This is a genomic window from Aeromonas sp. s12, from assembly GCF_040907925.1.
Classification (GTDB): domain Bacteria; phylum Pseudomonadota; class Gammaproteobacteria; order Enterobacterales; family Aeromonadaceae; genus Aeromonas; species Aeromonas veronii.
Genome location: NZ_JBFOCT010000035.1, coordinates 1 through 25,939, shown reverse-complemented (window position 1 = coordinate 25,939; position 25,939 = coordinate 1). Strand labels below are relative to the sequence as shown.

The window sequence follows — 25,939 nt, the reverse complement described above, 5'->3', positions numbered from 1 at the left end:
CAACACAGCATCAAATCTGATAGTCGGGATAGAACTGCGCCTGTCTGGCCACCAGCTTAACCCCCTGACCCGGTGCAAACAGTTTGGCCGCCTCCTTGCTCAGCTCCGCCTCATAGTGGGCCCCTTTGGTTTCGCCATCGCCACGCAGCTCCACCCGAATGCGCGGCCCCATGGGCAGCAGGCGGGTAATGGTGGCGCGGATCCCGCCCGGCGCATCGGCTGGCAAGATCTCCAGTTCATGGGGGCGGACATAGGCGATGGCGGCACTGCCGTGGGCCAGATGAGAAGCCGACGGCCCGCCGAGCAGTTGCTCGCCGACACCGAATCCCTGCTCCGCCACCCGACCGCGGAACTGGTTCACACTGCCGAGGAAGCTGTGGACGAAGGAGCTGGCGGGTTGGTCGTAGACCTCGGCCGGGGTGCCGATCTGCTCGACCCGGCCGGCGTTCATCAGCACTACCCGATCCGCTACCTCCAGCGCCTCTTCCTGATCGTGAGTCACGAACAGACTGGTGACGTGCAGCTCGTCGTGCAGCTCGCGCAGCCAGCGACGCAGCTCCTTGCGCACCTGCGCATCGAGGGCGCCGAAGGGCTCGTCCAAGAGCAACACCTTGGGCTGCACCGCCAGCGCGCGGGCCAACGCAACCCGCTGGCGCTGACCGCCGGAGAGCTGGGTCGGATAGCGCTCGGCCACGTGGCTGAGCTGCACCAGATCCAGCAGCTCTTTGACCCGGGCACGGATCGCCGTCTCGGCCGGGCGCTCGCTGCGCGGTTTGACCCGCAGGCCAAACGCCACGTTTTCGAATACCGTCATGTGGCGAAACAGGGCGTAGTGCTGGAACACGAAGCCGACGTTGCGCTCACGCACATGGAGATCCGAGGCGTCCTCACCGCGGATGATGACGCTGCCACTGTCGGCCTGCTCCAGCCCGGCGATGATCCGCAGCAGGGTAGTCTTGCCACAGCCGGAGGGGCCAAGCAGGGCCACCAGCTCACCGTCGTGAAAGTCGAGGTTGATGTCTGCCAGCGCCGCGTACTGATTGAAATGCTTGTTGAGTTGTTGAACCTGAATGCTCATGGCTGCCTCTTTAAAACGGTGATCAGTGAGATTTGGTGGGCTGGGCACGCAGCCGGGCCAACAGGGTTTCCCCCAGCAGGGTGAAGATCCCGAACAGAGCCAAGAGGCTTGCCACTGCAAAGGCGGCGCCGGTCTGGTACTCGTTGTAGAGGATCTCGATATGCAGCGGCAGGGTATTGGTCTGGCCGCGAATATGACCGGAAACCACCGACACCGCGCCAAACTCCCCGACCGCACGGGCGGTACAGAGCAGCAGACCGTACATCAGGCTCCAGCGAATGCCGGGCAGGGTGACGCGCCAAAACATCTGCAGACCGCTCGCCCCCAGCATGATGGCCGCCTCTTCCTCTTCCGGGCCACGCGCCTCCATCTGGGGCAGCAGCTCGCGCACCACGAAGGGCACGGTAATGAAGGTGGTGGCCAGGATGATCCCCGGGGTGGCGAAAATGATCTTGATGTCGTGCTCGCTCAGCCAGTCACCGAACCAGCCGCGGCTGCCGAACATCAACACCAGCATCAGACCGGCGATCACCGGCGACACCGAGAAGGGCAGATCGATGATGGTGATGAGCAGCTGCCGACCGGGGAAGCGGAAGCGGGCGATGGCCCAGGCCGCAGCAATCCCGAACAGCAGATTGAGTGGAACCGCACAGAGGGTCACCAACGCGGTGAGACCGAGGGCGCTCAAGGCATCCGGCTCGCTGATGGCGTGCCAGAAGAAGGCGAGCCCCGGCGTCAGCGCCTGAATAAAGACGGTGGCCAACGGCAGCAGCAACAGGGCGGCAAACCAGCCCAAACCGACCGTGATGAGCAGCAACTTGACCCACTGGGGTTCACGGATCACGACCGGTGCCTTGCGAGCGGGGGTCGCCTCCACAGAGGCCGCCTCAATGGTGATAACAGATGAACTCATATCCGGCTCCCTCCGATGCGAGACCAGCTCCAGGCCTGCAACTTGTTGATTAGCAGTAACAAAATGAACGAAATCAGCAGCATCACCACGGCGATGGCGGAGGCACCTGCGTAGTCATACTCTTCCAGATGGCTCATGATCATCAGCGGCGCGATTTCCGAGACCATCGGCAGGTTGCCAGCGATAAAGATGACCGAACCGTACTCCCCCACCCCGCGGGCAAACGCCAGCGCAAAGCCGGTGAGCAGGGCAGGCACCAGGGTCGGCCAGAGCACCCGCAGAAAGGTCTGCCAGCGATCGGCGCCGAGGCTGGCGGCCGCCTCCTCCTGTTCGGTTTCAGCCTCCCGCAGCACCGGCTGCAGGGTGCGCACCACAAACGGCAATCCGATAAAGGTGAGTGCGATGACCACCCCGATAGGGTTGTAGGCGAGCTGGATGCCGAGCGGCGCCAGCAACTGGCCGATCCAGCCGTTGGGAGCGAAGATGGCGCACAGGGCGATGCCGGATACAGCGGTCGGCATGGCAAATGGCAGGTCGATCAGCGCATCCACCAGACGACGACCGGGGAAGGGGTAGCGCACCAGGATCCAGGCCAAGATCAGGCCAAACAGGCTGTTGAGCAGCGCCGCGACAAAGGCCGCACCGAAGCTCAGGCGAAAAGAGGCGAGCACCCGGGGTGAACCGATCACCTGCCAGAACTCGGCGGCGGTCAGGTTGTTGATCGCAAACAGTACCAGGGCCGAGAGCGGCAACAGCACCAGCAGGCCCAGATAGAGCAGGCTGAACCCCAAAGTGGGGCCAAAACCGGGCAGGACAGAATAAGAACCAAATCGCATAACACATCCATCTGTTATGAAGAATTTTCGATATGGTGATTCTGCGCACTCCCCTCATCGGCAACAAACATCAATTGCGACTTTGCTAATCACTTTTTTGTCTAACCGCAGAGTCACAAGGCTCTTGGAGCACTCCAAATAAAAAAAGTCTTTTATATAAATAAAAGACCTAAGAAATGGGCAATACGGAGCGGAACATTCAAAGAACGGGGGCATGGAGTAGCCAGCGAACAGCGCGCCCGACAACCCTCCAACCACTTCACAGATACCTAGCGAAAGCCCAATACGACCGGCCGGGTCGATGCGGTCTTGACCGGTGCCACTACCAGCTCACCACGGCGGTAGAGTGCCCCCAGCAAATGCAGCCCCTGATGCCAGTCCCCATGACCTGACTGGGCATTGATATGGCCCGCCTCACCGGCATCGAACAGCGGCACCTGCCACTGACGGCTCCAGTACTCAGCCCGTTCAAAGCTCATCCAGGGATCATTGCGGCTGGCCACCAGCTGGACCGATACCTGCAGCGGCCCGGCCAAGGCCTCATCCGCAATGCCAAAACGGGCCGGATCGGCGGGCGCCACCAGAAAGATCGAGGCCACCTTCTCCGGCTGCAAGCGGGCCGCCGCGATGGCGGTCAGGGCGCCGAAGGAGTGAGCCACCAGATGGACCCGGCTGCGGCGACGTTTCAGCTTGCTCGCCAGCTTGGCACTCCAGACCCTGAGGTCCGGCTTGTCCCACGGTAGCCCGGTCATCCGCTGCCATTGGGGAAAATGATCGTGCCAGCGGCTCTGCCAGTGATCCGGCCCACTGTTGTGCAGACCGGGAACCAGGAGGATCTTGTTCATCTTGGTGCTCCTATCGGCTGGCACAGGGGCCAGTTCAGTGATGGATAACGAAGCTATCAACGACCCGGCTGATAGATCTGGTCAAACAGACCGCCCTGGGCGAAGTGTTTCTTCTGGGCTTTCTCCCAATCCCCTTCCAGATCCTTGACGGTAAAGAAGGCAAGCTGTGGGAACTGGGCTGCCGTCTCCTTCAGGATCGCCGGGTTGCTGGGGCGATAGTGATGTTTGGCGACGATATGCTGCCCCTCGTCAGAGTAGAGATAATCGAGATAGGCCTTGGCCACCGCGTCGGTACCGTGCTTCCTGGCCACCTTGTCCACCACCGCGACCGGCGGCTCCGCCAGAATGGAGACCGAAGGCACCACCAGCTCGAACTTGTCGCTGGCCCCCGCCTGACCAAGCACCAGCAGGGCTTCGTTCTCCCACGCCAGCAGCACGTCACCGAGACCGCGCTCGGTAAAGCTGGTGGTGGCACCGCGGGCGCCTGAGTCCAGCACCTTCACGTTCTTGAAGAGATCGCCGACAAACTGCTTGGCCCCCTCTTCACTGCCGCTCTTCTTCAGGGCATAGCCCCAGGCGGCCAGATAGTTCCAGCGTGCCCCGCCGGAGGTCTTGGGGTTGGGAGTCACGATGGCGACATCCTTGCGCACCAGATCATCCCAATCCTTGATCTGCTTGGGATTGCCCTTGCGCACCAGGAAGACAATGGTGGAGGTATAGGGCGAGGCGTTGTTGCCGAGGCGACTCTGCCAGTCGGCAGCGGTCAGCCCCTCCTTGGCGATGGCGTTGACATCGTAGGCCAGCGCCAGCGATACCACGTCGGCCTCCAGTCCATCCACCACAGCGCGGGCCTGCTTGCCGGAGCCACCGTGAGACTGGCTCACCACCACGTCGTCGCCGGTTTTGGCCTTCCACTCCTTGGCAAAGGCGGCGTTGTACTCCTGAAACAGCTCGCGGGTCGGATCGTAAGAGACGTTGAGCAGGCGGATCTCGGCGGCATTGGCCTGACCAAATGCCAGCAGAGAGAGCAGGGTCAGGGCGGTCATTCGCAGTTTCATGGTGATTCTCCATATCTTGTTGGGTTGAGAACAGCATGCCGTGGAGTTGTTATGCCCAGAAGAAAGAAATAACTCTTTGCTTATCTCTTTTGCTCATATCAGGCAGCCACACGCCACAAGGAGCCAGACGCAGACTCTGTGAGCCACGCCCCTCTGTGACCTCAAGCGCTGTGCCATCATGGGAACAAGGCAGGCAGATGACGAAAAGGAAGTCGTTATGTGGATCAATGCAGAACCCGTCAACGGTGCCCTGGTCTCGCTGGCCATCGGCCTGATCATCGGGCTGGAGCGGGGCTGGCAGGTACGCCAGCTGGGGGATAACCAGCGCATCGCCGGGATGCGTACCTACGGCCTCATCGGCCTGCTTGGCGGGGTGTGCGGCTTGCTGCTGCCGATCCTGGGCCCCTGGCTGCCGCTGCTCGGCCTGCTGGCGGTGGTGATCGGCTGCGGCCTCTCGGTCTGGCTGGCCCAGCGCTGGCAAGGGGAGTTTGGCCTCACCAGCTCGGTAGCTATGCTGCTCACCTATCTGCTGGGGCTGATGTCGGTGCTGCTGAGCCCGAGCGAAGCGGTGGCCTGCGCCGTGCTGGCCGCCCTGTTGATGGGTTTGAAGGGACAGATCCAGCAGGGGATGTTGTTTCTCAGCGAAACCGAGTTTCACGCCACCCTGCGTTTTCTGCTCATCTCGCTGGTGCTGCTGCCAGTGCTGCCCAACGAGGAGATGGGGCCCCTCGATGCCTTCAATCCCTTCAAGATCTGGCTGATGGTGGTGGTGATCGCCGGCATCTCGTTTTGTGGCCACTTCGCGGTGCGGCTGCTCGGCACCCGCGCCGGGCTGGTACTCACCAGCATACTGGCGGGGTTGGCCTCCTCCACCGCTCTCACCCTGCAGTTTGCCCGCCTCAACAAGGAACAAGGCGGGCTGGAGCGACTGCTGGCTACCGGCATCCTGCTGGCAGGGGCCACCATGTGGCTGCGGCTGCTGGTGCTGGTGCTGCTCATTCACAGCGAGCTGGCGATGCGCCTCGTCGCCCCGCTCGTATTGCTGGCGGCCACAGTGTACGGCTTTGCCTTCTGGTTCTGGCGTCAGCGCGAGGAGCTGACCGACGGCCCGGTAAAACCGGAAACCAGCAACCCGCTCGATCTGGCCACCGCCATCAAGTTCGGCCTGCTGCTGGCGCTGATCGGCTTTATGGCCACCCTGTTGCAGAGCAAGGTGGGCAACTCGGGGGTCTATCTGCTGTCACTGGTGTCGGGGATCACAGATGTGGACGCCATCACGCTGTCGCTCTCCCAACTCTCCCACAAGGAGCTGGCGCTGGAGGTGGCGGCCCGCGGCATCCTGCTAGCCGGGCTGGTCAACTCGCTGGTGAAGGGGCTGCTGGCCCTGGGGATAGGCGGCCGCCGGCTGGGACTGCGGGTGCTACTCCCCTACTTCGTCTCGGCCCTGCTGATCCTCCCCCTCGTCTGGCCCGCAGGTTGACGGGGATCACCTGCAACAAGTGACAGACTGACGGCGCCCCAGACAGTCACGTATACTGCCCCCTCTTGCAGCATGAGGAGGTAGCAATGGCGAGCGACTGGGACAAGGTACTGGCAGGCGGGGCGCTGGATGGCCAGAGCGAGGAGATAGCGAACGACCGGATCCGCGGTCAGGCGCTGCTGGCCCGGCTCAATAGTTCATCGGCGGGAGATGGCCCTCTGCGCCAGCAGATTTGCCGCGAGCTGTTCGGCCACTGCCCCGACTCCTGCTGGATCAGCACGCCCTTCACCTGCGAGTTTGGCCGCAACATCCATATCGGCGAGAAGACCTTCTTCAACTTCAACGTCACCATTCTCGATCTGGGTGAAGTGCATATCGGCAGCCATGTGCTGCTGGCCCCCAACGTGCAGATCTACACCGCCACCCACACCATGAACTATCTGGAGCGACGCAACTGGACCGCCTACAACAAGCCGGTGCAGATCGGCGATGACTGCTGGATCGGCGGCGGCGCCATCATCTGCCCCGGCGTCACCATAGGGCCGCGCTCCATCATTGGCGCAGGCGCAGTGGTCACCCGCGACATCCCGGCCGACTCGGTGGCGGTGGGAAATCCGGCCAAGGTGATCCGCACCCTCAAGCAGGACGAGGAGCGCTGCTGGGAGCTGGCCCAGTGATGGCGCTGGCGCTGCTGCCACTGGGCGCCGCCCTCTGGCTCGGCCTCGGCGAGCAGCAGTGGTGGCCGCTGGCCGTGTTGCTCTTCATGAGCCTGCTGACGGTAGCCGCCTACGCATGGGACAAGCGGCAAGCGGTGCGGGGCGAGTGGCGCATTCCCGAATCTCGCCTGCACCTGCTGGAGCTGTGCGGCGGCTGGCCGGGGGCACTGGTGGCCCGCCAGTGGCTGCGTCACAAGACCCAGAAGCGCAGCTACCGGCTGGTCTTCTGGTTTATCGTGCTGCTGCACCTCACACTGTGGGCGCTCTGGGTCGGGCGGCCACTCTGGCAGCAATAGCTGTCTGCGTCACAAAGGGACAATAGGCCCCATTGCGGCCGCCCGACGGCTGTGAGAAAACAGAGCAGATCTCATCAGCGTTTTCGCCGTTTATAGACGACAAGGAGTCGTGACATGACCATGTGGACAGGCATAGTCCTGATCGTATTTATCAGCGTATTGTTCGGATATCTCGGCAAGCGGGCTCGCTACCAGATGGGGGATGCACGCATCACCGACCGCCTCGGCAAGCAGGATATGATCATCAGAGAATTGCAGGAGCGGATCGCCAATCTGGAGGCGATCGTCATCGAAGAGGAGAAACGGCGCCCGTTTCGGGAGCTGTGATTTTTCGCCATCAGGCGTCAGATAACCAAAATTCAAATCAAAGAAAGAGGGCGGCATGATGCAGCCCTCTCTTGTTTGAACTGATTCAGATTGCCAACGGCAGCAACTCGGCATAGTCGCGGATCGCCGGAAAAGCGGTAATGCTCTGCTCCGGCTTGCAGCTATCCGGATTCTGGATCGCCAGCTGATAGCCGATGCCATAGTCGGCGGCAGCCCGTAGGATCCGCTCGCTATCATCCACAAACAGGGTACGGGCCGGATCGAACGCCAGCCGCTCGGCCAGTGCCTGCCAGCAGTGCTGGCTCTCCTTCGACCAACCCAGCTCGTGGGTACTCACCATCAAATCCAGATGGTCGCTCAGTCCCAGCTGCGCATCCTTCACCGACAGACTGGCGGGGTGGGCGTTGGTGAAAAGCACCAGCTGCTTGCCCGCGGCACGCAACTCGGCCAGAAAAGGGATGGCATGGGGTCGCCACTGGATCTTCGCCAGCAGCTCCTGCTTGAGGGCACGAATATCGAGCCCCAGGGTCTCGCTCCAGTAATCCACGCAGTACCAGTTGAGGGTGCCGTTGACGGCGTGATAGTGGACATCGATCTGCGCCTTTGCTTCATCCAGCGGCAGCCCGAGCCGCTCGGCGTAACGCTCCGGCACCAGCTGCTGCCAGAGGTGGTTGTCAAAATGCAGATCGATCAGGGTGCCATCCATATCGAGCAAGACGGTGTCTATCTGGTGCCAGGGCAAGGTGGTGGAGCGGGAGTGTGGCATCGGGCCTCTTGATCGCGGATCTCGGAAAACGGGGCGGCAGTATAACGGATTTTTCCTCCCCCTTTGCCATCCCTGGCCCGTGGTGTTCGGTGTGAGAGTCGTTTACTCTTGAAGCACGATTTTTTAACGAGCAGCCAGCGTCCGATGAGCGACCCCCACAAGAGCAAACCCGAGCACATCTCAGCCGACCAACTGGATCACCCCAAGAGCAAGCCGGAGATCCTCAAGGCCGATATCGTCGCCGAGAGCCGACTGTTCAAGGTGGAATCGCTACACCTCAAATTCTCCAACGGCGAAGAGCGGGTCTACGAGCGGATGCGCGGCGGCAATCGTGGCGCCGTCATGGTGGTGCCGCTGTTCGATGCCCACACCCTGCTGCTGGTGCGCGAATATGCCGCTGGCACTCACTCCTACGAGCTGGGCTTCCCTAAAGGGCTGATCGACCCGGGCGAAGATGCCTTCGAGGCGGGCAACCGGGAGCTGATGGAGGAGGCGGGCTTTGGCGCCAACAGCCTCACCCTGCTCAAGCAGGTGTCGCTGGCGCCCGGTTACTTCTCCAGCCGGATGGATATCCTGCTGGCGCGGGACCTCTTCCCCGAGCAGCGGATCGGCGACGAGCCCGAACCGTTGGAAGTGATCCCCTGGCCACTCAACCGGATCGACGAATTGCTGGCGCGACCCGACTTCACCGAGTCGCGCAGCATCAGTGCCCTGCTCTTGGCCCAAAAGTGGCTGGCGGAGCAGGCAGAGTAGCCCGCAGACGGGCAGTTAACAGACAGAGGATAACGAGATGCAGGAGTTGTTGGCCTGGGTGCCGGGGGTCAAGGATATTGCCCGCGAAGCCGGAAGGATCCTTCACGACATCTATCACGGCGGTCAGTTCGAGCGTCAGCTGAAGGAGGATGCGACCCCGGTCACCAGTGCCGATCTTGCTGCCGATGCCTACCTCAAGCAGGCGCTCTCGGCGCTCACTCCCCACGTTCCCGTGCTGACTGAAGAGGCGGCCGACATCCCCTTCAGCCAGCGATCCAACTGGCGGCAGTACTGGCTAGTGGATCCCCTCGACGGCACCGGCGAATTTATCGCGGGCAGCGGCGACTTCGCCACCCTGATCGCCCTGGTGCGGGACAATGTGCCGGTGCTCGGGGTCATCTACGCCCCCGAGTCCAACGTGCTCTACTGGGCGGTGCGCGGCTACGGCGCCTTCAAGGAGGTGAATGGCGAGGTACTGCCCATCAGCGCCATGCATCACGAGCATGACCAGCCCGACTCGCTGGTAGTCGCCATCAGCCGCCGCCAGAAGCTGGAGAACCTCACCAGCCGCCTCAACCCGGCCATCAACTACGAGCTGATCCCGCTTGGTTCCAGCTCCCTCAAATCCTGTCTGGTGGCGGAAGGTGCGGCCGATTGCTACGTGCGGCTCGGCCCCACCGGCGAGTGGGACACCGCCGCCGCCCAGTGCATCGTCGAGGCAGCCGGTGGCCGTATCCTCAGCCTGGCGTTGCAGCCGCTCAGTTACAACGAAACCGAGTCGCTGGAGAACCCTGACTTTATCGTGATGGGGGATCCGGATCTCGCCTGGGGCAGCATTCTGGCCCACTAAACGGATAGCGATATCATCACACCAGACAAGCAGGCGGCCCGATGGCCGCCTGCTTTTTCAGGGAAGTTGCCCCAGGTGATGGCCGGTGTGATCCGCTGGTCAAGTCGCTCTTGAACAGCGTGATACGCTGGCAAAGCGGCATAATGATAGTGAAACATCATAATCGGTCGGTGAGAAATGGTGCGATTTTTTCACGTAATCCTGAAAACACCTGATTAGCCAAAATAAAAAAATGATAGCAGATCAAATTTTGGTTTTATATTTCACAAAAATCACCAATATCAGTTTTGTTCCATTCTGTGAACCAGATTCCATTCCCAATCTCGCTGGCTAAACCCCACAATGGCAGTGATATGTTTCAGTCTCGCTTTTTGAGAATTAAATCCCGATAAACCACAATGAACTCAGATTAAAACACTAACAAAAAGTGAATTAGTAATGAGTTTATCTGTAGAGGCTACCAAGGAGCTATCCGGTTCCTGCTCCACCACGTCCAGCACCACCCGCTGGCGCCGTCACGACACCCACTGGGTCATCAGTCTGTTTGGCACCGCCGTTGGGGCCGGTATCCTGTTCCTGCCTATCAATCTGGGTCTGGGCGGCATCTGGCCTCTCGTCATCGTCGCTGTACTGGCAGGTCCCATGACCTTCCTGGCCCACCGCGGACTGGCGCGCTTCGTGCTCTCATCGTCACGCCCCCACGCCGACTTCACCGAAGTGGCGGAGGAGCACTTCGGCAAGATGGCCGGTCGCCTCATCTCGGCGCTCTACTTCCTCTCCATCTTCCCGATCCTGCTCATTTACGGGGTCGGGCTGACCAACACGGTGGAGAGCTTCATGGTCAACCAGCTCGGCATGGCGACCCCGGATCGGGTGATGCTCTCCGGCGTGCTGGTATTTGCCATGATCGCCGTGATGCTGGCGGGTGAGAAAGCGATGCTGCGCGCCTTCGCCTTTATGGTCTATCCGCTGGCGGCCATTCTGGCGGCCCTCTCCTGCTACCTCATTCCCCAGTGGCAATGGCCGGAAGTGACCGCGTTTGAAGGGGTCAGCTTCCTCAATACCGTCTGGCTGGCACTGCCGGTCACCGTGTTCGCTTTCAGCCACGCCGCCGCCATCTCCGGCTTTGCCAACGTGCAGCGTCGTGAATATGGCGAGCAGGCAGAAGCCAAGAGCGGCCTGATCCTGCGCAACACCACAGTAATGCTGGTGGGCTTCGTGCTGTTCTTCGTCTTCTCCTGCGTGCTGAGCCTCTCGCCAGCCCAGCTGGCTGAAGCCAAGGCCCAGAACGTCTCGGTGCTCTCCTATCTCGCCAACATCACCGACAACCCGGTGATCGTGACTCTGGGGCCGCTCATTGCCTTTATCGCCATCAGCTCCTCCTTCCTCGGCCACTTCCTCGGTGCCCGTGAAAGCCTGAAAAGCCTGATCGCCAAGCCCACCGGCCTGCCGTTGGCCAAGGCGGACAAGCTGGGTATCGCCCTGATGTTCTTCGCCATCTGGGGTGCCGCCGTCATCAACCCGGGCATTCTGGGGCTGATGGAGACCCTCTCCGGCCCGGTCATCGCCATGATCCTGTTTATCATGCCGGTGATTGCCATCTACAAGGTGGAGGCGCTGGCCCGCTTCCGTCACGGCTGGACCAACGGCTTTATCCTGCTGACCGGTTCGCTGGCAGTATCGGCGCTGATCTTCAGCCTGTTGAAGTAATGACTCGCAGCAGATAACAAAAAGAGAGGCGACCCTAGGGTCGCCTCTCTTGTCTCTGTTCGGGTGTGAACTCAGCCCAGCTTGGCGCCGTTCTCTACCACACGTTCGGGGATAGCCATCACTACGGCGCCATCCGGCCGGTAGAAACCGGTCAGCAGAAATTCAGACTGAAACGGCCCTATCTGTTTGGTCGGGAAGTTGACTACGGCGATGATCTGGCGGCCCACCAGCTGCTCTGGCTGGTAGAGCGCGGTGATCTGGGCACTGCTCTTGCGTATCCCCAGTTCGGGGCCAAAATCCGCCCACACCTTGTAGGCCGGTTTGCGCGCCTCGGGGAACGGCTCGACCCGCACCAGGGTGCCCACCCGGAGCTCCACCATCTCGAAATCCTGCCAGCTAATCGTCTCCATTTTGGCTCCTGTTTATCGTGCACCTTGCATGACCCGCAGCATGGCCCAAAGAGAGCATCTCGTCTTCGGCGATCAGCCGTTTCGTTGCGGCAGGTGGCCGTTTTGCTGGCGCCAGAGGGACGGAGTGAGCCCGGTCTCGACCAGGAAGCGCTCGCCGAAGGCCCCCTGATTCTGGTAGCCGCAGCGGCTGGCAATCTCGCCAACGGGCAGTTGCGTACCGGCAAGCAGGGTGCGCGCCAGCGCCATGCGCCGACTGCGAATGTAGTGGGAGACGCTCACCCCCAACTGCTGGCGAAAGGCGAGCTTGAACTGGCTCTGGCCAAGGCAGGCGATGGCGGCGAGTTGCTGATTGGTCAGCGGGGTGGCGAGGTTGGCCTCGATATGGCGTTGCACCTTGAGGATGCGGGCGGCAAGGCGTGGAATGGCTGCGCTCTGCATCCCCTGCCCTTCCGCCAGCAGGGAGAGCCACACCTGCTCCATGCCCGCCACCTGCCGCCCTTCGGCCACCATGCGGTGCAGAAACGCGAGGTAGTGGCGCTGGGGCTCATCCAGCTCGATAAAGGGGCAAGCCGCCAGATCGCCGGGTAGCCAGTCGCTCTCCTGCACCAGAAACGAAAGCGCGGGATCGGCGGCATAGTCGTGTCGCTCACCGGGGGCGATGACGCAGGCAGAACCGGGGGCAAGCCTGAGCCCCCGGCCCTGCACCTCGATCTCGAGGGGGCCGTCGAGGGGGATCACCAGCTGGGCAAAGTCGTGGCTATGGCTGCAGACTTGGTGGTGATAGTGGCGCAGGCTGAAGCGGGACATGGCAGATAGCAATGACGCGGCCAGGGCCGCGTCATTGGGGGTTATTCCTTGTCGAAATCTTCGATCTCTTTGCCCAGCGCTTCCATGATGGCGCGCGCTTCGGCCGGGACACTGTCCGGTTGATCCTTGCGCAAATCTTCGTCGCAAGGGAGCGGCTGGCCGGTGAAAGCGTGCAGGAAGGCTTCACAGAGCAGCTCGCTGTTGGTCGCATGACGCAGGTTGTTCACCTGACGGCGGGTGCGCTCATCGGTCAACACTTTCAACACCTTGAGCGGGATCGAGACGGTAATCTTCTTGACCTGTTCGCTCTTCTTACCGTGTTCCGCGTAGGGGCTGACGTAGTCGCCGTTCCACTCTGTTCCCATGACTCACCTGTTCTCATTTAGCCGTGAGCGCGGATTTTAACCCTTAAGGAAATTAATGGCAATCCAACAGCAAAGCCATTTAGACGTCTGGAAGTGTTGACGGCTTTCTTAAGCTGACGTAGTGTGGTTGACCATGAGCCCGCAATGGCGGGATGGCGCGTGGCAGCAAGATGCCGGCGTGTGAAGAGACATCAAGGAGAGTGATATGACCCACAAGGCCACCCTGGCGGTTCGCACCGGGATTGAGACAGACACACAGCACGGTGCCGTGGTGCCCCCCATCTACCTCTCCAGCAACTACACCTTTGCCGACTTTGGCGAGCCCCGTCAATACGATTATGCCCGCTCCGGCAATCCGACCCGCACCAATCTGGCAGACGCGCTGGCGGCGCTGGAAGGGGGCGCTGGCGCCGTGGTCACCGGCACCGGCATGGGGGCCGTCCATCTGGTCACCACCGCCCTGCTCAAGGCGGGGGATCTGCTGCTCGCCCCCCACGACTGCTACGGCGGCACCTGGCGTCTGTTTGAGTATCTGGCGGCCAAGGGCCACTACCGGGTGCAGTTTGTCGATCAGGGTGACGAGGCCGCACTGGCCGCCGCACTGGCGCAAAAGCCAGCGCTGGTATGGGTCGAGACACCCTCCAACCCGCTGCTGCGGGTGGTGGATATCAGCGCCATCGCCAGCGCCGCCCACGAGGCAGGTGCGCAGGTGGTGGTGGACAACACCTTCCTCTCCCCCCTGCTGCAACAACCCCTGGCACTCGGTGCCGATGTGGTGGTGCACTCCACCACCAAGTACATTAACGGTCACTCAGACGTGGTGGGCGGAGTGGCGATTGCCAAGGAGGCGGCACTGGCCGACTCCCTGGTGTGGTGGGCTAACTGTCTGGGGCTCACCTCCGGGGCGTTCGACTCCTACCTCACCCTGCGCGGCCTGCGCACTCTGGCCCCCAGATTGCGTACCCATCAGGAGAATACCGATCGCATCCTCGCCTTCCTGCAACATGAGCCGCTGGTGAAACGCATCTATCACCCCAGCCTGCCGAGCCATCCGGGCCACGATATTGCGCGCCGTCAACAGTCCGGCTTCGGCGCCATGCTAAGTTTTGAACTCGATTGCAGCGAGGCGGGCATTCGCGCCTTCCTCGCAGCCCTCACCCTCTTCTCGGTGGCCGAATCTCTCGGCGGGGTGGAGAGTCTGGTGGCCCATCCGGCCAGCATGACCCACAGGGCCATGACCCCGGCGGCGCAGCAGGCAGCAGGCATCAGCGCCCAGCTGCTGCGGTTGTCGGTCGGTATTGAACACGGTGAAGACCTGGTGGCCGATCTGGCTCAGGCTTTTGAACAGGCGCAGCAGGCAGAACAGGTAGCGAAGTAATGGAACAGCAGCAACAAGGAGAGATCGCGGTGGCAGCAGAAGCAGGATTGAAGCGACGTCACGTCCACAAGTTTGGTGGCAGCAGTCTGGCGGATCCGGTCTGTTATCGCCGGGTCGCCAGTATCGTTGAACAGCAGGTGGGCGGGGATGAACTGATCGTGGTCTCCGCCGCTGGCAAGACCACCAACCGGCTGATCCAGCTGGTGGAGCTGGCCGAAGCGGGGGACGAAGCCGCCGGTGAAGCCATCTCCGCCCTGCAGGCCTATCAGCAGAGCCTGATCGACGGCCTGCTGGAGGGTGAACTGCAGCTCGATCTGAGCAAGCAGCTGGCCGACGACATGCAACTGATCGCCAAGACGCTTGAGGGGCAGTTTGATCGCTTCGCCCGCAACGGCCTGCTCGCTTTTGGCGAAGTGTGGTCGGCGCGCCTGCTGGCGGCCCTGCTCACCAGCCGAGGCGACAAGGCTATCTGGCTCGATGCCCGCAGTTTCCTGCGCGCCGAGGATGGCGCTCTGGTCAAGGTGGATACTGCGCTCTCCAGCGAACTGCTCAAGGCGCGACTGGCCGAGCATGCCGGTCGCATCGTGGTAACCGGCTTTATCGCCGCCGACATGGAGGGGCGCTCCCTGCTGCTCGGTCGCAACGGCTCCGACTACAGCGCCAGCCTGCTGGCGCTACTGGCGGACGGCGAATCCACCACCATCTGGAGCGACGTGGCCGGGGTCTACAGCGCTGACCCGCGCCGGGTGAAGGAGGCGCGTCTGCTGGAGCGCCTGAGCCTCGCGGAAGCGAACGAGCTGGCCCGCCTTGGCTCCTCGGTGCTGCACTCGCGCACCCTGCAACCGGTAGCCGACAGCCGCCAGCGCCTCACCCTGCGCTGCAGCTACAACCCGGATGAGGGCTGCACCCACATCCTGCGCCGCGCTCCCCGCTCCGGCGGAGCTCGCATCGTCTCCTCGGTGGATCAGATCGCCCTCATTGAGCTGAAGGTGCTGCCGCAGACCAACTATGAACAGACGGTGGCCACCATCGAGGCCCATCTGGCCCGTCACCGTCTCAACCCGCTCACCCTGCAGCGCCAGCCGGATCGCCGGATCCTGCGCCTCGCCTACACCCTCGAGGTGGCACAAGGCGCCTTCGAGCTGCTGCGCGACTTCCAGCTGCAAGGGAGCTTCACCGGCCTCATCCAGAAGGAGGGGTACAGTCTGGTTGCGCTGGTCGGTGCCGGGGTCACCGACAACGCAGAACAGTGTCACCGCTTCTATCAGCTGCTGGCAGATCAACCGCTGGAGTTCGTCCAGGTGGCCCGAGATGGCCTGAGTCTGGTGGCCGTGCTGCGTCAGGTAGTGCTGGAGCCGCTGCTCATTGCCCTGCACAGCGCCCTCTTCAGCCGCCCGACCCGGGTCGGACTGGTGGTGTTCGGCAAGGGCAATATCGGCGGCCACTGGCTGAGCCTCTACGCCCGCGAAAAGGCACGGCTCGAACATGAGCTCAATCTGGCGCTCACCCTCTACGGGGTGTTCAGCTCGGAAGGGGGCCTGCTCGATGAAGAGGGGCTCAACCCCCTCAAGGTACAGGACAACTTCAATCCCAAGCCGCTGATCTGGCCGGAGTTGCTCTCCCAGCTTGAACAGCACGGCTTCGATGCGCTGGTTGCGCTGGACATGACCGCCAGCGAAACGGTGAGCCGCTACTATCCGGATTTTGCCCAGCTCGGCATTCATATCATCGCCGCCAACAAGTTTGCCGGTGCTGCCGACAGCGAGTTCTACCAGCGCATCAAACAGACCTGTCGCGACCACCAGGTGCAGTGGCGCTACAACGCCACCGTGGGCGCCGGGCTGCCAATCCAGTCCAGCATCCAGATGCTGCGTCAGAGCGGCGACCGCATTCAGGGGGTCTCCGGCATCTTCTCCGGCACCCTCTCCTGGCTGTTCCAGCAGTATGACGGCACTCGCCCCTTCTCCGAGCTGGTGGACGAAGCATGGCAGCACGGTCTGACTGAACCGGATCCCCGCGAAGATCTCTCCGGTCAAGATGTGCGTCGCAAGCTGCTTATTCTGGCACGGGAAGCGGGCTTCGAGCTCGACTCCGCCGATATCGAACTGGAGAATCTGGTGCCCGTCACGCTGCGCAAGGTGACTGCCGATCAGTTCATGGACAGACTGAAAGAGCTGGATGGCCCGATCCAGACCGCCTTCGAAGGGGCCAAGCGCCTCGGCAAGGTGCTGCGCTACGTCGCCCGCTTTGAGCATGACGGCAAGGCACGAGTCGGACTGGAGGCGCTGGAGCCCCACCACCCGTTTGCGAACCTCTTGCCGTGCGACAACATCTTCGCCATCGAGAGCGACAGCTACCGCACCAACCCGTTGGTGATCCAGGGGCCGGGGGCGGGTCGGGAAGTGACCGCCGCCGCTATCCAGTACGATCTGTGGCAGATCTGCGCCAGCCTCTAAGGCTGATATGCAAAGGGGGCAGCACCTCCGCTCCCTCGCACAATAAAAAAAGCCCGAGTCGATGACTCGGGCTTTTTGCTGAATGCCGCTTCGATTAGGAGAAGCAGGCCTGCAGCACGTAGAAGATCGCGATAGCCAGAATAGCACCGGCAGGCAGGGTGATGATCCAGGAGACCACGATGTTGCGCAGTACCCCCAGGTTCAGCGCCGCAATGCCGCGCGCCAGACCGACACCCATCACAGCACCGACCAGAGTCTGGGTGGTGGAGATGGGCAGACCGGTACCGGAGGCAATCACTACGGTCGCGGCAGTGGCCAGCTGGGCAGCAAAACCACGGCTCGGGGTCAGGTGAGTGATGCCGGTACCGACCGTCGCCATCACCTTCTCGCCCATGGTCGCCAGACCGATTACGATACCGATACCGCCAAGGGGCAGGATCCACCAGGCAATGGCAGCCTGACTGGAAATCTCGCCACCGGACGCCACGATAGAGGCCACCGCAGAGAGCGGGCCGATGGCGTTGGCCACATCGTTGGAGCCGTGGGCAAAGGCCATGGCACAGGCGGTGATCACCATCAGGATGCCGAACACCTTCTCCACGTTGGCGAAGTGCATCTTGCTGTCATCCTGCGGGTTGTACTTCTGGCCACGAATGTAGATCCAGCCGGCAAACGCCACTGCGATGGAGATGGCGATGGATAGCAGAATGCCCTCGCCATCGCTCAGGTGCAGACCGACGTGGGTCAGCCCCTTCTTGATGGTCACCAGACAGATCACCAGCGCAGTCAGGAACATGTAGAACGGCACATAGCGCTTGGCGTTGTTCAGGGGATCATCGGTGTTGAAGATAAGCTTCTGCACGCTGATGAACATGAAGTAGGCGATGACACCTGAGATGGCCGGGGTGATGACCCAGGAGCCGACGATGCCACCAAACTTGCTCCACTGCACCGCTTCCGGGCCAATGCTCACCACAGCGAAACCGACGATGGCGCCGATGATGGAGTGAGTGGTAGAGACGGGCCAGCCGAAGTAGGAGGCGAGGATCAACCAGGCGCCCGCCGCCAGCAGAGAGGCGATCATGCCGAGCACCAGCAGGTCCGGGCTGTCGACAAACGCATTGCTGTCGATGATGCCGTTACGGATGGTGGCCGTCACTTCGCCACCGGCCAGATAGGCACCGGCAAATTCGAAGATCATGGCAATGATGATCGCCTGACGGATGGTCAGGGATTTGGTGCCGACCGATGTTCCCATGGCGTTGGCCACGTCATTCGCGCCAATGCCCCAAGCCATCAAAAAGCCGAACAAGGCCGCCACGAGCACCAGAGTGGTGCCGTAATTCGCGATAATGTCCATTAGTAGTGTTTACCCAGTCAGTCGATTACGAACGAGCCAGCATCAGTTCCAGACGGGCGCCTACGCGCTCGGCCTGATCTGCCAGGTCACCTACCCATTCGAGGATCTTGTAAAGGAACATCACATCGATCGGATTGTAATTGTGCTCAACCGCTTGCAGCTGTTGGCGCAGTCCGATCTGCATGGTGTCTGTATCGTCCTCGATCAGATCCAGCTGGTGGATCATCTCGGCAACCATTTCCACTTCCCGTCCTTTGAAGCCGGTCTCGAGCAGCTCGTCGAGCTCCCCGATCGCTTTCTCGGCCTGAGCGGTCGCATCAATACAACGTTTGAGGTAAGCCATGAAATCCGTCCGCATTTCGGCGGGGAACTCCATGCGACGGCCAAGCATGCGGCCGGAAATATCCTTGGCACGGTTGGCAATCTTGTCTTGCTGGGTCAACAGCTCCAGCAGGTCGGTACGTGCAACCGGCAGGAACAGGCCGCGAGGCAGTTTCAGACGGATTTCACGCTTGAGGGTATCTGCCTCTTTTTCCAGCTGGGCGATCTGCTGCCGGATCTTCTCGGCATCTTCCCAACGGTCTTCGGCAACGGCGTCAAAGAAGGGAACCAACTGCTGGGAGCACTGGTGAACCTTGACGATATGCTTCTGCAGCGGCTTGATGGGGGACTTGGCAAAAAGCCCCAAAATAGTATTTACTGGCATGGCCAAACCTGTGTCGGTGAAAAAACACTCGATACGATTTTATGAGGCGCGCATGGTAACCGAACTGCGCCCTCAATTAAACCGCGAATTAATCTAGTCGTCTCGCGGGCATTATATCCCCGCGACCCGAATCCTGCCCCCCAAAGTTGCCTGCCAGCCCGGAATGACTATGCAAACTGAGATCGAGATAAAGTTTTTTGTCGCCCGCGACATTCAACCCGAGTTATCCAACCTGCTGAATTCTCTTGAGATTAAAGAATCATCACAACAGCAGCTCGGCAACGTCTATTTCGATACGCCGACCTTGGCTCTGCGCCAGCTGGAGATGGGACTGCGGATCCGCCGCTGCGATGCCTTCACCGAACAGACCATCAAATGCCGCGGCCAGGTGGTGGGCGGCCTGCACGCCAGACCCGAGTACAACACCCCCGTGAGCGGCGATCTGCCGACCCTCTCGGCCTTTCCCGATGAGATTTGGCCGACTCTGACCGAGCGCGACCACATTCAGCAACAGCTGGTCGCCCAGTTTCGCACCGACTTCCTGCGCCGCCATTGGCTGATCGCCTTCGAGGGGGCCGAGATTGAGCTGGCCTGGGATCAGGGAGAGATAGTCGGCAGTCAGGGCAGCACCACCATCAACGAGCTGGAACTGGAGCTCAAATCAGGCGCTACCGCGGCGCTGTTTGCACTGGCCCAACGCCTCGCCAAGCTCGGCGGGTTGCGCCTTGGCGCCCAATCCAAGGCACAACGTGGCTATCGACTGGCTGGTCTTGGCAAACCGCTGGCCCTGCAGGCACTGGTCGCGAGTGAAGATATTGAAAGCATGACAGGGATCAGCGAGGGGCTGCGTCACTGGCAGCATCACGAGCAGCTTTGGCTGGAGCATCCTCAGGATAAAGGCATTCAACAGCAGGCACTCGCGGCCCTGTGCCAAGGGATCGATCTGGTCGCCCACAATGCGGCCGCACTGCCACAACCAGTGCTCTGGCTGCCCGCCCTGACCAACCTGCAAGCCCATCTGCAAGCCCAATCGGGCGAGCATGACGAGTGGCCTGCCGAGCTTGCCGATCTCTTCCTCTATCCGGCGTATGTCGAGTTGCAACTGGCCATCGCTGCCTGGCTACATCACGCGGCCTGAGTGGGGGGATGTCGTAAATAAAGGCCAGAAACAAAAGCCAAAAACAAAACGGGTGAGCCTTGGCTCACCCGTTTTGCACTACAGCAGGTTGAGCTGCTGCATGGCGCTGCGAATGCGCTCGCGGGTCGCTTCCGACAGTGGCATCACCGGCAGGCGACACTCTTCGCTGCAGAAACCGAGCAGGGAAGCGGCATATTTGGCACCGGCCGGGCTCGGCTCGGCAAACATCGCCTGATGGAGCGGAATCAGCTTGTCTTGCAGCTCACGCGCTTCTTGCCACTTGCCCGCCAGCGTGAGGTTCTGCACCTCGGCTACCAGCTTGGGGGCCACGTTGGCGGTCACAGAGATACAGCCCTGACCGCCGCCGATGTTATAGGCCACAGCCGTGGCATCTTCACCAGAGAGCCAGGCGAAGGGCTTTTTGATCAGCTGGCGCTCGGTCCAGGGGCGCGCCAGATCGCCGGTGGCATCTTTCACCCCGGCAATGCGCGGCAGCTCGGCCAGACGGGCCAGGGTCGCGGGTTGCACGTCGACGATGGCGCGCGGCGGAATGTTGTAGACGATGATCGGCTTGGCGGTGGCATCGTGTACCGCCTTGAAGTGGTGGTAGAGCCCCTCCTGATTGGGACGGTTGTAGTAACCGGCCACATGCAGGGTGGCATCGGCCCCCACCCGCTCGGCATGGAGGGTGTACTCGATGGCTTCGACCGGATTGTTGGAGCCCGCTCCGGCAATCACCGGAATACGGCCAGCGACCTGTTTGACCACCAGCTCCACCACCCGGCAGTGCTCGTCGTGGGTCAGGGTCGGACTTTCGCCCGTGGTACCTACCGGCACAATGCCGTGAGTACCCTGCTCGATATGCCACTCCACCAGACGCAGCAGCGCCTCTTCATCCAGCTTTCCCTGTCGAAACGGGGTGATCAACGCAACGATTGAACCTTGAAACATGGGATCTCCTTCTCCTAAATGACGCGCATATGGCAATAAAAAACCCCGGTACGATGTGCGCAACCGGGGTTTGAAGCTTCTCAGGGATGAGAGGTTACGCGCGAACGTCGGCAGGCCCGAATTTCAGGCTTTTTTTGTGCTTTCGTTTCAACCCGTTGAACCGCATTTCGTCATCTCTGGTCAAAAAATGGTGTCTGGGCATATTTCGGGAACACGGCATAAATGTCAAGGCGAAAGGGGCTATGTATAATGGCCGCCCAAAATTGCGTGGAGAGACCCGATGAGCAGCCCAATCAGTGCCGTCAGCCAGATGCTGGAACGAAACCAAGCCCTCTTTGTCGGCAAGCGGCTACTTGTCTGCGGCGCGCTGGAGGATGACTACCCCCGCCAGCTGGCGAGCCTGGCCCAGACCCTGACCGTCTTTACCACCGATTACTGCTACTACCGCAGCCAGCAGGCCGCCCTCGGCGAGGCTATCCTGTTCGACCACCAGCTCGGCGGCGCCCCCCGCTTCGATGCCCTGTTGCTGCTGATGCCCAAAGCCAAGGCCGAGGCACAATACCTGCTGGCCATGATGACCCCCTTGCTGGAAGCGGGTGCCGACCTGTTTCTCGCCGGTGAAAACCGCGGCGGCATCAATGGCGCCGACAAGCTGCTGGCCCCCTATGGCGAAAAGCCGGTCAAACGTGACTCGGCCCGCCGCTGCTCCCTCTATCATGGTGAGCTGAGCAAACCGGTCGCCCCGTTCGATCTGGATAGCTGGTTTGGCCGCTATCAGTGCAAGGCCGGTGATACCGAGCTGACCGTACTGGCGCTGCCAGGCGTCTTCAGCGCCGCCGAGCTGGATCTCGGCACCCAGATGCTGCTGGCCGCCGTGCCGCCGATGACGGGCGAATTGCTCGATTTCGGTTGTGGCGCCGGGGTGATTGGGTCTGTGCTGGCCAAGCGCAATCCGGCTCTGCGGGTCAACATGGTGGATATCAGCGCACTGGCACTCGAATCAAGCCGCCGCACCCTGGCGATCAACGGTCTGCAGGGCAAGGTCACCGCTTCCGATGTCTATTCGGATGTCTCCACCCGTTTCCAGCACATCGTCTCCAACCCGCCATTCCATGCGGGTCTCAAAACCTTCTATGCGGCAACCGAGCAGTTCCTGGCCAAGGCGCCGGAATTTTTGCTGCCAAATGGTTCGCTGACCATTGTTGCCAACGCCTTCTTGCGCTACCAGCCTATACTGGAGACACACTTCAAACGGACTGAAGTGATCAGCAGTGATGCCAAATTCAAGGTCTATCTGAGCAAAATGTAAATAAGTGTAAGCAGCACAATAAAACAGCTAGAGAGCGCCATCCGGCATCTGATAAGGTATTAAGCACACGATAAAAACCACCCCTTTAGGGGTGTTTTTATACCGAACATTGAAAACCTTTTCATGTTGTTAATTCAGGGAGAGAAATACGATGGCAGGCATTTTGACCATGATCCTGGCTGGTGGCGAAGGTACTCGCCTGCAGCCTCTGACCACCACCCGCAGCAAGCCTTCCGTCCCCTTCGGTGGCAGCTACCGGCTGATCGACTTTGTCCTCAACAACTTCGTCAACGCCGACTTTCTGCGCATCTATGTACTGACCCAATTCAAATCTCAGTCCCTCTACCTGCACATGAAGAAGGGCTGGAATATTGTCGGCATCACCGACCGCTTTATCGATCCCATCCCGGCCCAGATGCGGATGGGCAAACGCTGGTATGACGGCACCGCCGATGCCATCTACCAGAACCTCGGCTTTATCGAGCGGGCCGAACCGGATCATGTCTGCATCTTCGGCTCCGACCACATCTACAAGATGGATGTGAGCCAGATGGTCACCTTCCACAAGCAGAAGAACGCCGCTATGACGGTCGCCGCCCTGCGCATGCCCATCGAAGAGGCGAGCGCCTTCGGGGTGATAGAGGTAGATACCGAAGGGCGGATGATCGGCTTTCAGGAAAAGCCGAAGCAGCCCAAGCACATTCCCGGCGATCCGACCCAGGCGCTGGTCTCCATGGGCAACTACATCTTCGAGACCGATGCCCTCTGCCGCGAGTTGAAGCGGGATGCCGCGGAGGAGAACTCCAGCCACGACTTTGGCAAGGATGTGATCCCGAGCCTCTACCCGCGCGCCCCCGTCTATGTCTATGACTACAGCACCAACGTCATCCCCGGCGAGAAACCGCACGTCTACTGGCGGGATGTGGGCACCCTCGACTCGTATTGGCAAGCGCACATGGACCTGGTGGCCGACAATCCCCCCTTCTCCCTCTATAACCGCAAGTGGCCCCTGCACACCCACTATCCGGCGCTGCCGCCTGCTACCTTCATCGACAGCGACGAGTGCAAGGTGAAGATCGCCAACTCGCTGATCTCCGCCGGTTGCTTCATTCAGGGCAGCCAGATCCAGCGCTCCATCCTCGGTTTCCGCTGCAATATCGGCCCCTGCAGCCACATCAGTGAATCCGTGCTGCTGGGGGATGTGAAGATTGGTGAAGGGTGCTCCATCCGGCGCGCCATCATTGATAAAAACGTTGAAATTGCGCCCGGCACCGTTATCGGTGAAAATCTGGACCACGATAGAGAGCGATTTACCGTATCCGAAGGCGGTATCGTGGTGGTACCTAAGGGAGCAAGAGTTGGCTATTAACCCACTGAAAATCCTGTTTGTTGCCTCGGAAGTTGAGGGGCTGGTCAAGACCGGGGGCCTGGCCGATGTCGCCAGAGCCCTGCCGATGTACCTGGCCCAGAAGGGACATGATGTCAGGATCATGCTGCCCTTCTACAAGACGATAAAGCGACGGGATGAGGCCAGACTGGTGGCGTCACGCTGGCTGCCAACCCACCCCGGGCTGCCGGATATCGGTTATCGCATCTACCAGATGGAGCTGGATGGCGTCTGCGTCTATCTGCTCGACTGCCCGCAATATTTCGATCGTCCCCAGCTCTACGCCGAGAACAATCAGGCCTATCCGGATAATGGCGAGCGCTTTGCCTTCTTCTCGGCCGCGGCCCTCCATGCCTGCGAGCAGCTTGGCTTTGCCCCGGATATCGCCCACTGCAATGACTGGCACACCGGCCTGCTGCCACTGCTGCTGAAAACCCGTCACGCTCACAACCCCTTCTTCCAGCAGACCCGCAGCGTGATCAGCATTCACAATGCGGCGTTTCAGGGGGTGTTTGGCCGCGAGCAGTTCTGGGCCATGCCCGAGATCGCCGACTACGAACGCCGCATCAACTACGACTACGGCCACGTCAATCTGCTCAAATGCGGGGTGCTCTACGCCGACAAGATCAATGCGGTCAGCCCCAACTATGCCCAGGAGCTGCTGACTCACCTCGGCGCCCACGGCATGGCGCATATCTTCCAGCAACGGGCGGCCGATCTCTGCGGCATCCTCAACGGCTGCGACTACAAAGACTGGGATCCGGAGTTCGACGAATTCCTGCCTGCGACCTACAGCATCGACAACATGGCTGGCAAACAGATCTGCAAACAGAGCCTGCAGCAGGAAGCGGGGCTGGCCGTGGCGGACTTGCCCATCTACGGCATGGTTTGCCGCCTGACCGAGCAAAAGGGCGTTCCCCTGCTGCTCCCTGCGCTGGAGAAATTCCTCCACCATCAGGTACAAGTGGTGATCGTCGGCTCTGGCGATCCTGCGCTCGCCACGCAACTGCAAACCATGGCCCGGGATTATCCGGGCAAGCTCGCCTTCATCAACACCTATGACGATCGGCTGGCCCATCTGGTCGAAGCCGGTGCCGACTTCTTCCTGATGCCCTCTCTGTTCGAGCCTTGCGGCCTCAACCAGATGTACAGTCTCGCCTATGGCACCCTGCCACTGGTGCGCGCCGTGGGTGGTCTGAAAGATACCGTGGTGGATTGGGATGCCGATCCCGAGCATGCCACCGGCTTCTGTTTTAACGATCCGACTGCCGCCATCCTGCTCGATACCATGCGCCGCAGCCTGCTCTATTTCCTGCAGGACAAAGAGCGTTTTACCAAGGTACAGCGCAATGCCATGAGCACCCGCTTCAACTGGCCTGACTCGGTCACCCAGTATGAACGGATGTATCAGAGCGCATTGGGCCGTTACTGAATGCCAAACGTCAGCTAATTGCTGAAGTTTTGTACCCTTGGCTTCACTTTGAGCGTCAACAGCGAAAAAAGTCCCCTTTGGCTGTTGACGCTCCCCCAAAACTCTATAGAATCCCCCTCCGCAGTGATGCGAAGGTGGCGGAATTGGTAGACGCGCTAGCTTCAGGTGTTAGTGTCCCACGGATGTGAGGGTTCGAGTCCCTCTCTTCGCACCAATACTGCCATGCTGATTCAGCAGCATGTAAATCCAACTAGAAAACCCGAATGTGCGAAGGTGGCGGAATTGGTAGACGCGCTAGCTTCAGGTGTTAGTGCCCCCCGGGTGTGAGGGTTCGAGTCCCTCTCTTCGCACCATGCTTCTCCAGACAGCATGTAAATCAAAACTGGTAACACAATGTGCGAAGGTGGCGGAATTGGTAGACGCGCTAGCTTCAGGTGTTAGTGTCCCACGGATGTGAGGGTTCGAGTCCCTCTCTTCGCACCATGCTTTATCCAGACAGCATGTAAATCCAGACTGGAAACCCGAATGTGCGAAGGTGGCGGAATTGGTAGACGCGCTAGCTTCAGGTGTTAGTGCCCCCCGGGTGTGAGGGTTCGAGTCCCTCTCTTCGCA

The 25,939-nt window shown here is 60.9% G+C and carries 25 protein-coding genes and 4 tRNA genes; 17 read left to right on the top strand and 12 right to left on the bottom strand.

Annotated features, from left to right (window positions below; genetic code table 11):
* Nucleotides 1-10 precede the first annotated feature (10 nt).
* The 5 genes from AB5Y67_RS17440 to AB5Y67_RS17420 all read right to left on the bottom strand — a co-directional run bounded on the left by AB5Y67_RS17440 (nt 11) and on the right by AB5Y67_RS17420 (nt 4,730).
* Nucleotides 11-1,078, bottom strand: coding sequence for a sulfate/molybdate ABC transporter ATP-binding protein (locus AB5Y67_RS17440; RefSeq protein WP_199428100.1), 1,068 nt, complete (start codon nt 1,076-1,078; stop codon nt 11-13).
* 22 nt (nt 1,079-1,100) lie between these two features.
* On the bottom strand, nt 1,101-1,991 hold the full coding sequence (gene cysW, locus AB5Y67_RS17435; protein WP_199428099.1) for a sulfate ABC transporter permease subunit CysW: 891 nt from the start codon (nt 1,989-1,991) through the stop codon (nt 1,101-1,103).
* Complete coding sequence (gene cysT, locus AB5Y67_RS17430; protein ID WP_199428098.1) at nt 1,988-2,827, bottom strand: sulfate ABC transporter permease subunit CysT; 840 nt, start codon at nt 2,825-2,827, stop codon at nt 1,988-1,990. Before cysT ends, cysW begins: the two co-directional genes overlap by 4 nt.
* Nucleotides 2,828-3,096: 269 nt before the next feature.
* Nucleotides 3,097-3,672 (bottom strand): alpha/beta hydrolase, encoded by a 576-nt coding sequence (locus tag AB5Y67_RS17425; protein ID WP_199428097.1) that lies wholly within the window; start codon nt 3,670-3,672, stop codon nt 3,097-3,099.
* Nucleotides 3,673-3,728: 56 nt separating this feature from the next.
* Nucleotides 3,729-4,730, bottom strand: a complete 1,002-nt coding sequence (locus AB5Y67_RS17420) for a sulfate ABC transporter substrate-binding protein (RefSeq protein WP_236381235.1) — start codon at nt 4,728-4,730, stop codon at nt 3,729-3,731.
* Nucleotides 4,731-4,947: 217 nt separating this feature from the next.
* Here AB5Y67_RS17420 and AB5Y67_RS17415 point away from each other — a divergent pair, with 217 nt between their 5' ends.
* From AB5Y67_RS17415 to AB5Y67_RS17400, 4 genes are all read left to right on the top strand, one after another.
* A complete protein-coding gene (locus AB5Y67_RS17415) occupies nt 4,948-6,210 on the top strand; it encodes a DUF4010 domain-containing protein (RefSeq protein ID WP_199428095.1) in 1,263 nt (420 codons plus the stop codon).
* 86 nt (nt 6,211-6,296) lie between these two features.
* Nucleotides 6,297-6,887 carry a sugar O-acetyltransferase gene (locus AB5Y67_RS17410; RefSeq protein WP_199428094.1) on the top strand — a complete coding sequence of 197 codons (591 nt, stop codon included), beginning with the start codon at nt 6,297-6,299 and terminating at the stop codon, nt 6,885-6,887.
* The gene (locus AB5Y67_RS17405; RefSeq protein WP_101530974.1) at nt 6,884-7,222 is read left to right on the top strand and encodes a DUF1294 domain-containing protein; all 339 of its coding nucleotides are present in this window, start codon (nt 6,884-6,886) and stop codon (nt 7,220-7,222) included. The genes AB5Y67_RS17410 and AB5Y67_RS17405 overlap by 4 nt, the downstream gene beginning before the upstream one ends.
* Nucleotides 7,223-7,336: 114 nt before the next feature.
* Nucleotides 7,337-7,549 (top strand): hypothetical protein, encoded by a 213-nt coding sequence (locus AB5Y67_RS17400; RefSeq protein ID WP_005340264.1) that lies wholly within the window; start codon nt 7,337-7,339, stop codon nt 7,547-7,549.
* A gap of 85 nt (nt 7,550-7,634) precedes the next feature.
* On the opposite strand, the gene yrfG is transcribed toward AB5Y67_RS17400, so the two are convergent.
* Nucleotides 7,635-8,315, bottom strand: coding sequence for a GMP/IMP nucleotidase (gene yrfG, locus AB5Y67_RS17395; protein WP_108541082.1), 681 nt, complete (start codon nt 8,313-8,315; stop codon nt 7,635-7,637).
* A 144-nt stretch (nt 8,316-8,459) separates the two neighbouring features.
* Between yrfG and nudE the strand changes: the two genes are divergently transcribed.
* The 3 genes from nudE (at nt 8,460) to AB5Y67_RS17380 (ending at nt 11,628) form a co-directional block, all read left to right on the top strand.
* Nucleotides 8,460-9,068 (top strand): ADP compounds hydrolase NudE, encoded by a 609-nt coding sequence (gene nudE / locus AB5Y67_RS17390; RefSeq protein ID WP_005340262.1) that lies wholly within the window; start codon nt 8,460-8,462, stop codon nt 9,066-9,068.
* A 37-nt stretch (nt 9,069-9,105) separates the two neighbouring features.
* Nucleotides 9,106-9,918, top strand: coding sequence for a 3'(2'),5'-bisphosphate nucleotidase CysQ (cysQ, locus tag AB5Y67_RS17385; protein ID WP_199428093.1), 813 nt, complete (start codon nt 9,106-9,108; stop codon nt 9,916-9,918).
* Nucleotides 9,919-10,356: 438 nt separating this feature from the next.
* On the top strand, nt 10,357-11,628 hold the full coding sequence (locus AB5Y67_RS17380; protein WP_088870226.1) for an aromatic amino acid transport family protein: 1,272 nt from the start codon (nt 10,357-10,359) through the stop codon (nt 11,626-11,628).
* Nucleotides 11,629-11,699: 71 nt separating this feature from the next.
* Here AB5Y67_RS17380 and AB5Y67_RS17375 read toward each other — a convergent pair whose 3' ends face one another.
* From AB5Y67_RS17375 to metJ, 3 genes are all read right to left on the bottom strand, one after another.
* Complete coding sequence (locus AB5Y67_RS17375; protein ID WP_199428092.1) at nt 11,700-12,038, bottom strand: tRNA-binding protein; 339 nt, start codon at nt 12,036-12,038, stop codon at nt 11,700-11,702.
* A gap of 72 nt (nt 12,039-12,110) precedes the next feature.
* Nucleotides 12,111-12,845 carry an AraC family transcriptional regulator gene (locus AB5Y67_RS17370; RefSeq protein ID WP_199428091.1) on the bottom strand — a complete coding sequence of 245 codons (735 nt, stop codon included), beginning with the start codon at nt 12,843-12,845 and terminating at the stop codon, nt 12,111-12,113.
* 41 nt (nt 12,846-12,886) lie between these two features.
* Nucleotides 12,887-13,210 carry a met regulon transcriptional regulator MetJ gene (gene metJ, locus AB5Y67_RS17365; RefSeq protein ID WP_005340251.1) on the bottom strand — a complete coding sequence of 108 codons (324 nt, stop codon included), beginning with the start codon at nt 13,208-13,210 and terminating at the stop codon, nt 12,887-12,889.
* A 205-nt stretch (nt 13,211-13,415) separates the two neighbouring features.
* Here metJ and metB point away from each other — a divergent pair, with 205 nt between their 5' ends.
* Entirely contained in the window at nt 13,416-14,588 is a 1,173-nt protein-coding gene (metB, locus tag AB5Y67_RS17360; RefSeq protein ID WP_199428090.1) for a cystathionine gamma-synthase, read from the top strand.
* On the top strand, nt 14,588-17,044 hold the full coding sequence (locus tag AB5Y67_RS17355; RefSeq protein WP_199428089.1) for a bifunctional aspartate kinase/homoserine dehydrogenase II: 2,457 nt from the start codon (nt 14,588-14,590) through the stop codon (nt 17,042-17,044). The genes metB and AB5Y67_RS17355 overlap by 1 nt, the downstream gene beginning before the upstream one ends.
* A gap of 94 nt (nt 17,045-17,138) precedes the next feature.
* On the opposite strand, the gene AB5Y67_RS17350 is transcribed toward AB5Y67_RS17355, so the two are convergent.
* Nucleotides 17,139-18,404 (bottom strand): inorganic phosphate transporter, encoded by a 1,266-nt coding sequence (locus AB5Y67_RS17350; protein ID WP_005343043.1) that lies wholly within the window; start codon nt 18,402-18,404, stop codon nt 17,139-17,141.
* A gap of 25 nt (nt 18,405-18,429) precedes the next feature.
* Nucleotides 18,430-19,110, bottom strand: coding sequence for a TIGR00153 family protein (locus AB5Y67_RS17345; RefSeq protein ID WP_005340244.1), 681 nt, complete (start codon nt 19,108-19,110; stop codon nt 18,430-18,432).
* Nucleotides 19,111-19,279: 169 nt separating this feature from the next.
* On the opposite strand from AB5Y67_RS17345, the gene AB5Y67_RS17340 reads away from it, so the two are divergent.
* Complete coding sequence (locus AB5Y67_RS17340; protein WP_199428088.1) at nt 19,280-20,248, top strand: inorganic triphosphatase; 969 nt, start codon at nt 19,280-19,282, stop codon at nt 20,246-20,248.
* 78 nt (nt 20,249-20,326) lie between these two features.
* Here the strand turns inward: AB5Y67_RS17340 and dapA are convergent, their stop codons facing one another.
* Entirely contained in the window at nt 20,327-21,199 is an 873-nt protein-coding gene (dapA, locus tag AB5Y67_RS17335; protein WP_043820620.1) for a 4-hydroxy-tetrahydrodipicolinate synthase, read from the bottom strand.
* 280 nt (nt 21,200-21,479) lie between these two features.
* Here dapA and rsmC point away from each other — a divergent pair, with 280 nt between their 5' ends.
* The 7 genes from rsmC (at nt 21,480) to AB5Y67_RS17300 (ending at nt 25,939) form a co-directional block, all read left to right on the top strand.
* Nucleotides 21,480-22,508, top strand: coding sequence for a 16S rRNA (guanine(1207)-N(2))-methyltransferase RsmC (gene rsmC, locus AB5Y67_RS17330; RefSeq protein WP_199428087.1), 1,029 nt, complete (start codon nt 21,480-21,482; stop codon nt 22,506-22,508).
* 151 nt (nt 22,509-22,659) lie between these two features.
* A complete protein-coding gene (gene glgC / locus AB5Y67_RS17325) occupies nt 22,660-23,877 on the top strand; it encodes a glucose-1-phosphate adenylyltransferase (RefSeq protein WP_219295510.1) in 1,218 nt (405 codons plus the stop codon).
* Nucleotides 23,867-25,327: a glycogen synthase GlgA gene (gene glgA, locus AB5Y67_RS17320; RefSeq protein ID WP_199428086.1), complete on the top strand. Its 1,461-nt coding sequence runs from the start codon at nt 23,867-23,869 to the stop codon at nt 25,325-25,327. Before glgC ends, glgA begins: the two co-directional genes overlap by 11 nt.
* Nucleotides 25,328-25,455: 128 nt before the next feature.
* Nucleotides 25,456-25,541: transfer RNA gene (locus AB5Y67_RS17315), tRNA-Leu, on the top strand.
* Nucleotides 25,542-25,594: 53 nt separating this feature from the next.
* Nucleotides 25,595-25,680: transfer RNA gene (locus AB5Y67_RS17310), tRNA-Leu, on the top strand.
* Between the two features lie 44 nt (nt 25,681-25,724).
* Nucleotides 25,725-25,810 (top strand) — tRNA-Leu (locus tag AB5Y67_RS17305).
* A 46-nt stretch (nt 25,811-25,856) separates the two neighbouring features.
* Nucleotides 25,857-25,939 (top strand) — tRNA-Leu (locus tag AB5Y67_RS17300).

Excerpts from the sequence above, each read along its gene's own strand:
- AB5Y67_RS17410 (WP_199428094.1), top strand. The coding sequence starts at position 6,297 with ATGGCGAGCGACTGGGACAAGGTACTGGCAGGCGGGGCGCTGGATGGC.
- metB (WP_199428090.1), top strand. The coding sequence starts at position 13,416 with ATGACCCACAAGGCCACCCTGGCGGTTCGCACCGGGATTGAGACAGAC.
- AB5Y67_RS17355 (WP_199428089.1), top strand. The coding sequence starts at position 14,588 with ATGGAACAGCAGCAACAAGGAGAGATCGCGGTGGCAGCAGAAGCAGGA.
- cysW (WP_199428099.1), bottom strand. The coding sequence starts at position 1,991 with ATGAGTTCATCTGTTATCACCATTGAGGCGGCCTCTGTGGAGGCGACC.
- glgC (WP_219295510.1), top strand. The coding sequence starts at position 22,660 with ATGGCAGGCATTTTGACCATGATCCTGGCTGGTGGCGAAGGTACTCGC.
- AB5Y67_RS17420 (WP_236381235.1), bottom strand. The coding sequence starts at position 4,730 with ATGAAACTGCGAATGACCGCCCTGACCCTGCTCTCTCTGCTGGCATTT.
- AB5Y67_RS17380 (WP_088870226.1), top strand. The coding sequence starts at position 10,357 with ATGAGTTTATCTGTAGAGGCTACCAAGGAGCTATCCGGTTCCTGCTCC.
- AB5Y67_RS17425 (WP_199428097.1), bottom strand. The coding sequence starts at position 3,672 with ATGAACAAGATCCTCCTGGTTCCCGGTCTGCACAACAGTGGGCCGGAT.
- AB5Y67_RS17345 (WP_005340244.1), bottom strand. The coding sequence starts at position 19,110 with ATGCCAGTAAATACTATTTTGGGGCTTTTTGCCAAGTCCCCCATCAAG.
- yrfG (WP_108541082.1), bottom strand. The coding sequence starts at position 8,315 with ATGCCACACTCCCGCTCCACCACCTTGCCCTGGCACCAGATAGACACC.
- cysT (WP_199428098.1), bottom strand. The coding sequence starts at position 2,827 with ATGCGATTTGGTTCTTATTCTGTCCTGCCCGGTTTTGGCCCCACTTTG.
- AB5Y67_RS17340 (WP_199428088.1), top strand. The coding sequence starts at position 19,280 with ATGCAAACTGAGATCGAGATAAAGTTTTTTGTCGCCCGCGACATTCAA.
- dapA (WP_043820620.1), bottom strand. The coding sequence starts at position 21,199 with ATGTTTCAAGGTTCAATCGTTGCGTTGATCACCCCGTTTCGACAGGGA.
- AB5Y67_RS17415 (WP_199428095.1), top strand. The coding sequence starts at position 4,948 with ATGTGGATCAATGCAGAACCCGTCAACGGTGCCCTGGTCTCGCTGGCC.
- AB5Y67_RS17350 (WP_005343043.1), bottom strand. The coding sequence starts at position 18,404 with ATGGACATTATCGCGAATTACGGCACCACTCTGGTGCTCGTGGCGGCC.
- metJ (WP_005340251.1), bottom strand. The coding sequence starts at position 13,210 with ATGGGAACAGAGTGGAACGGCGACTACGTCAGCCCCTACGCGGAACAC.
- AB5Y67_RS17370 (WP_199428091.1), bottom strand. The coding sequence starts at position 12,845 with ATGTCCCGCTTCAGCCTGCGCCACTATCACCACCAAGTCTGCAGCCAT.
- nudE (WP_005340262.1), top strand. The coding sequence starts at position 8,460 with ATGAGCGACCCCCACAAGAGCAAACCCGAGCACATCTCAGCCGACCAA.
- AB5Y67_RS17400 (WP_005340264.1), top strand. The coding sequence starts at position 7,337 with ATGACCATGTGGACAGGCATAGTCCTGATCGTATTTATCAGCGTATTG.
- cysQ (WP_199428093.1), top strand. The coding sequence starts at position 9,106 with ATGCAGGAGTTGTTGGCCTGGGTGCCGGGGGTCAAGGATATTGCCCGC.
- AB5Y67_RS17440 (WP_199428100.1), bottom strand. The coding sequence starts at position 1,078 with ATGAGCATTCAGGTTCAACAACTCAACAAGCATTTCAATCAGTACGCG.
- AB5Y67_RS17375 (WP_199428092.1), bottom strand. The coding sequence starts at position 12,038 with ATGGAGACGATTAGCTGGCAGGATTTCGAGATGGTGGAGCTCCGGGTG.
- rsmC (WP_199428087.1), top strand. The coding sequence starts at position 21,480 with ATGAGCAGCCCAATCAGTGCCGTCAGCCAGATGCTGGAACGAAACCAA.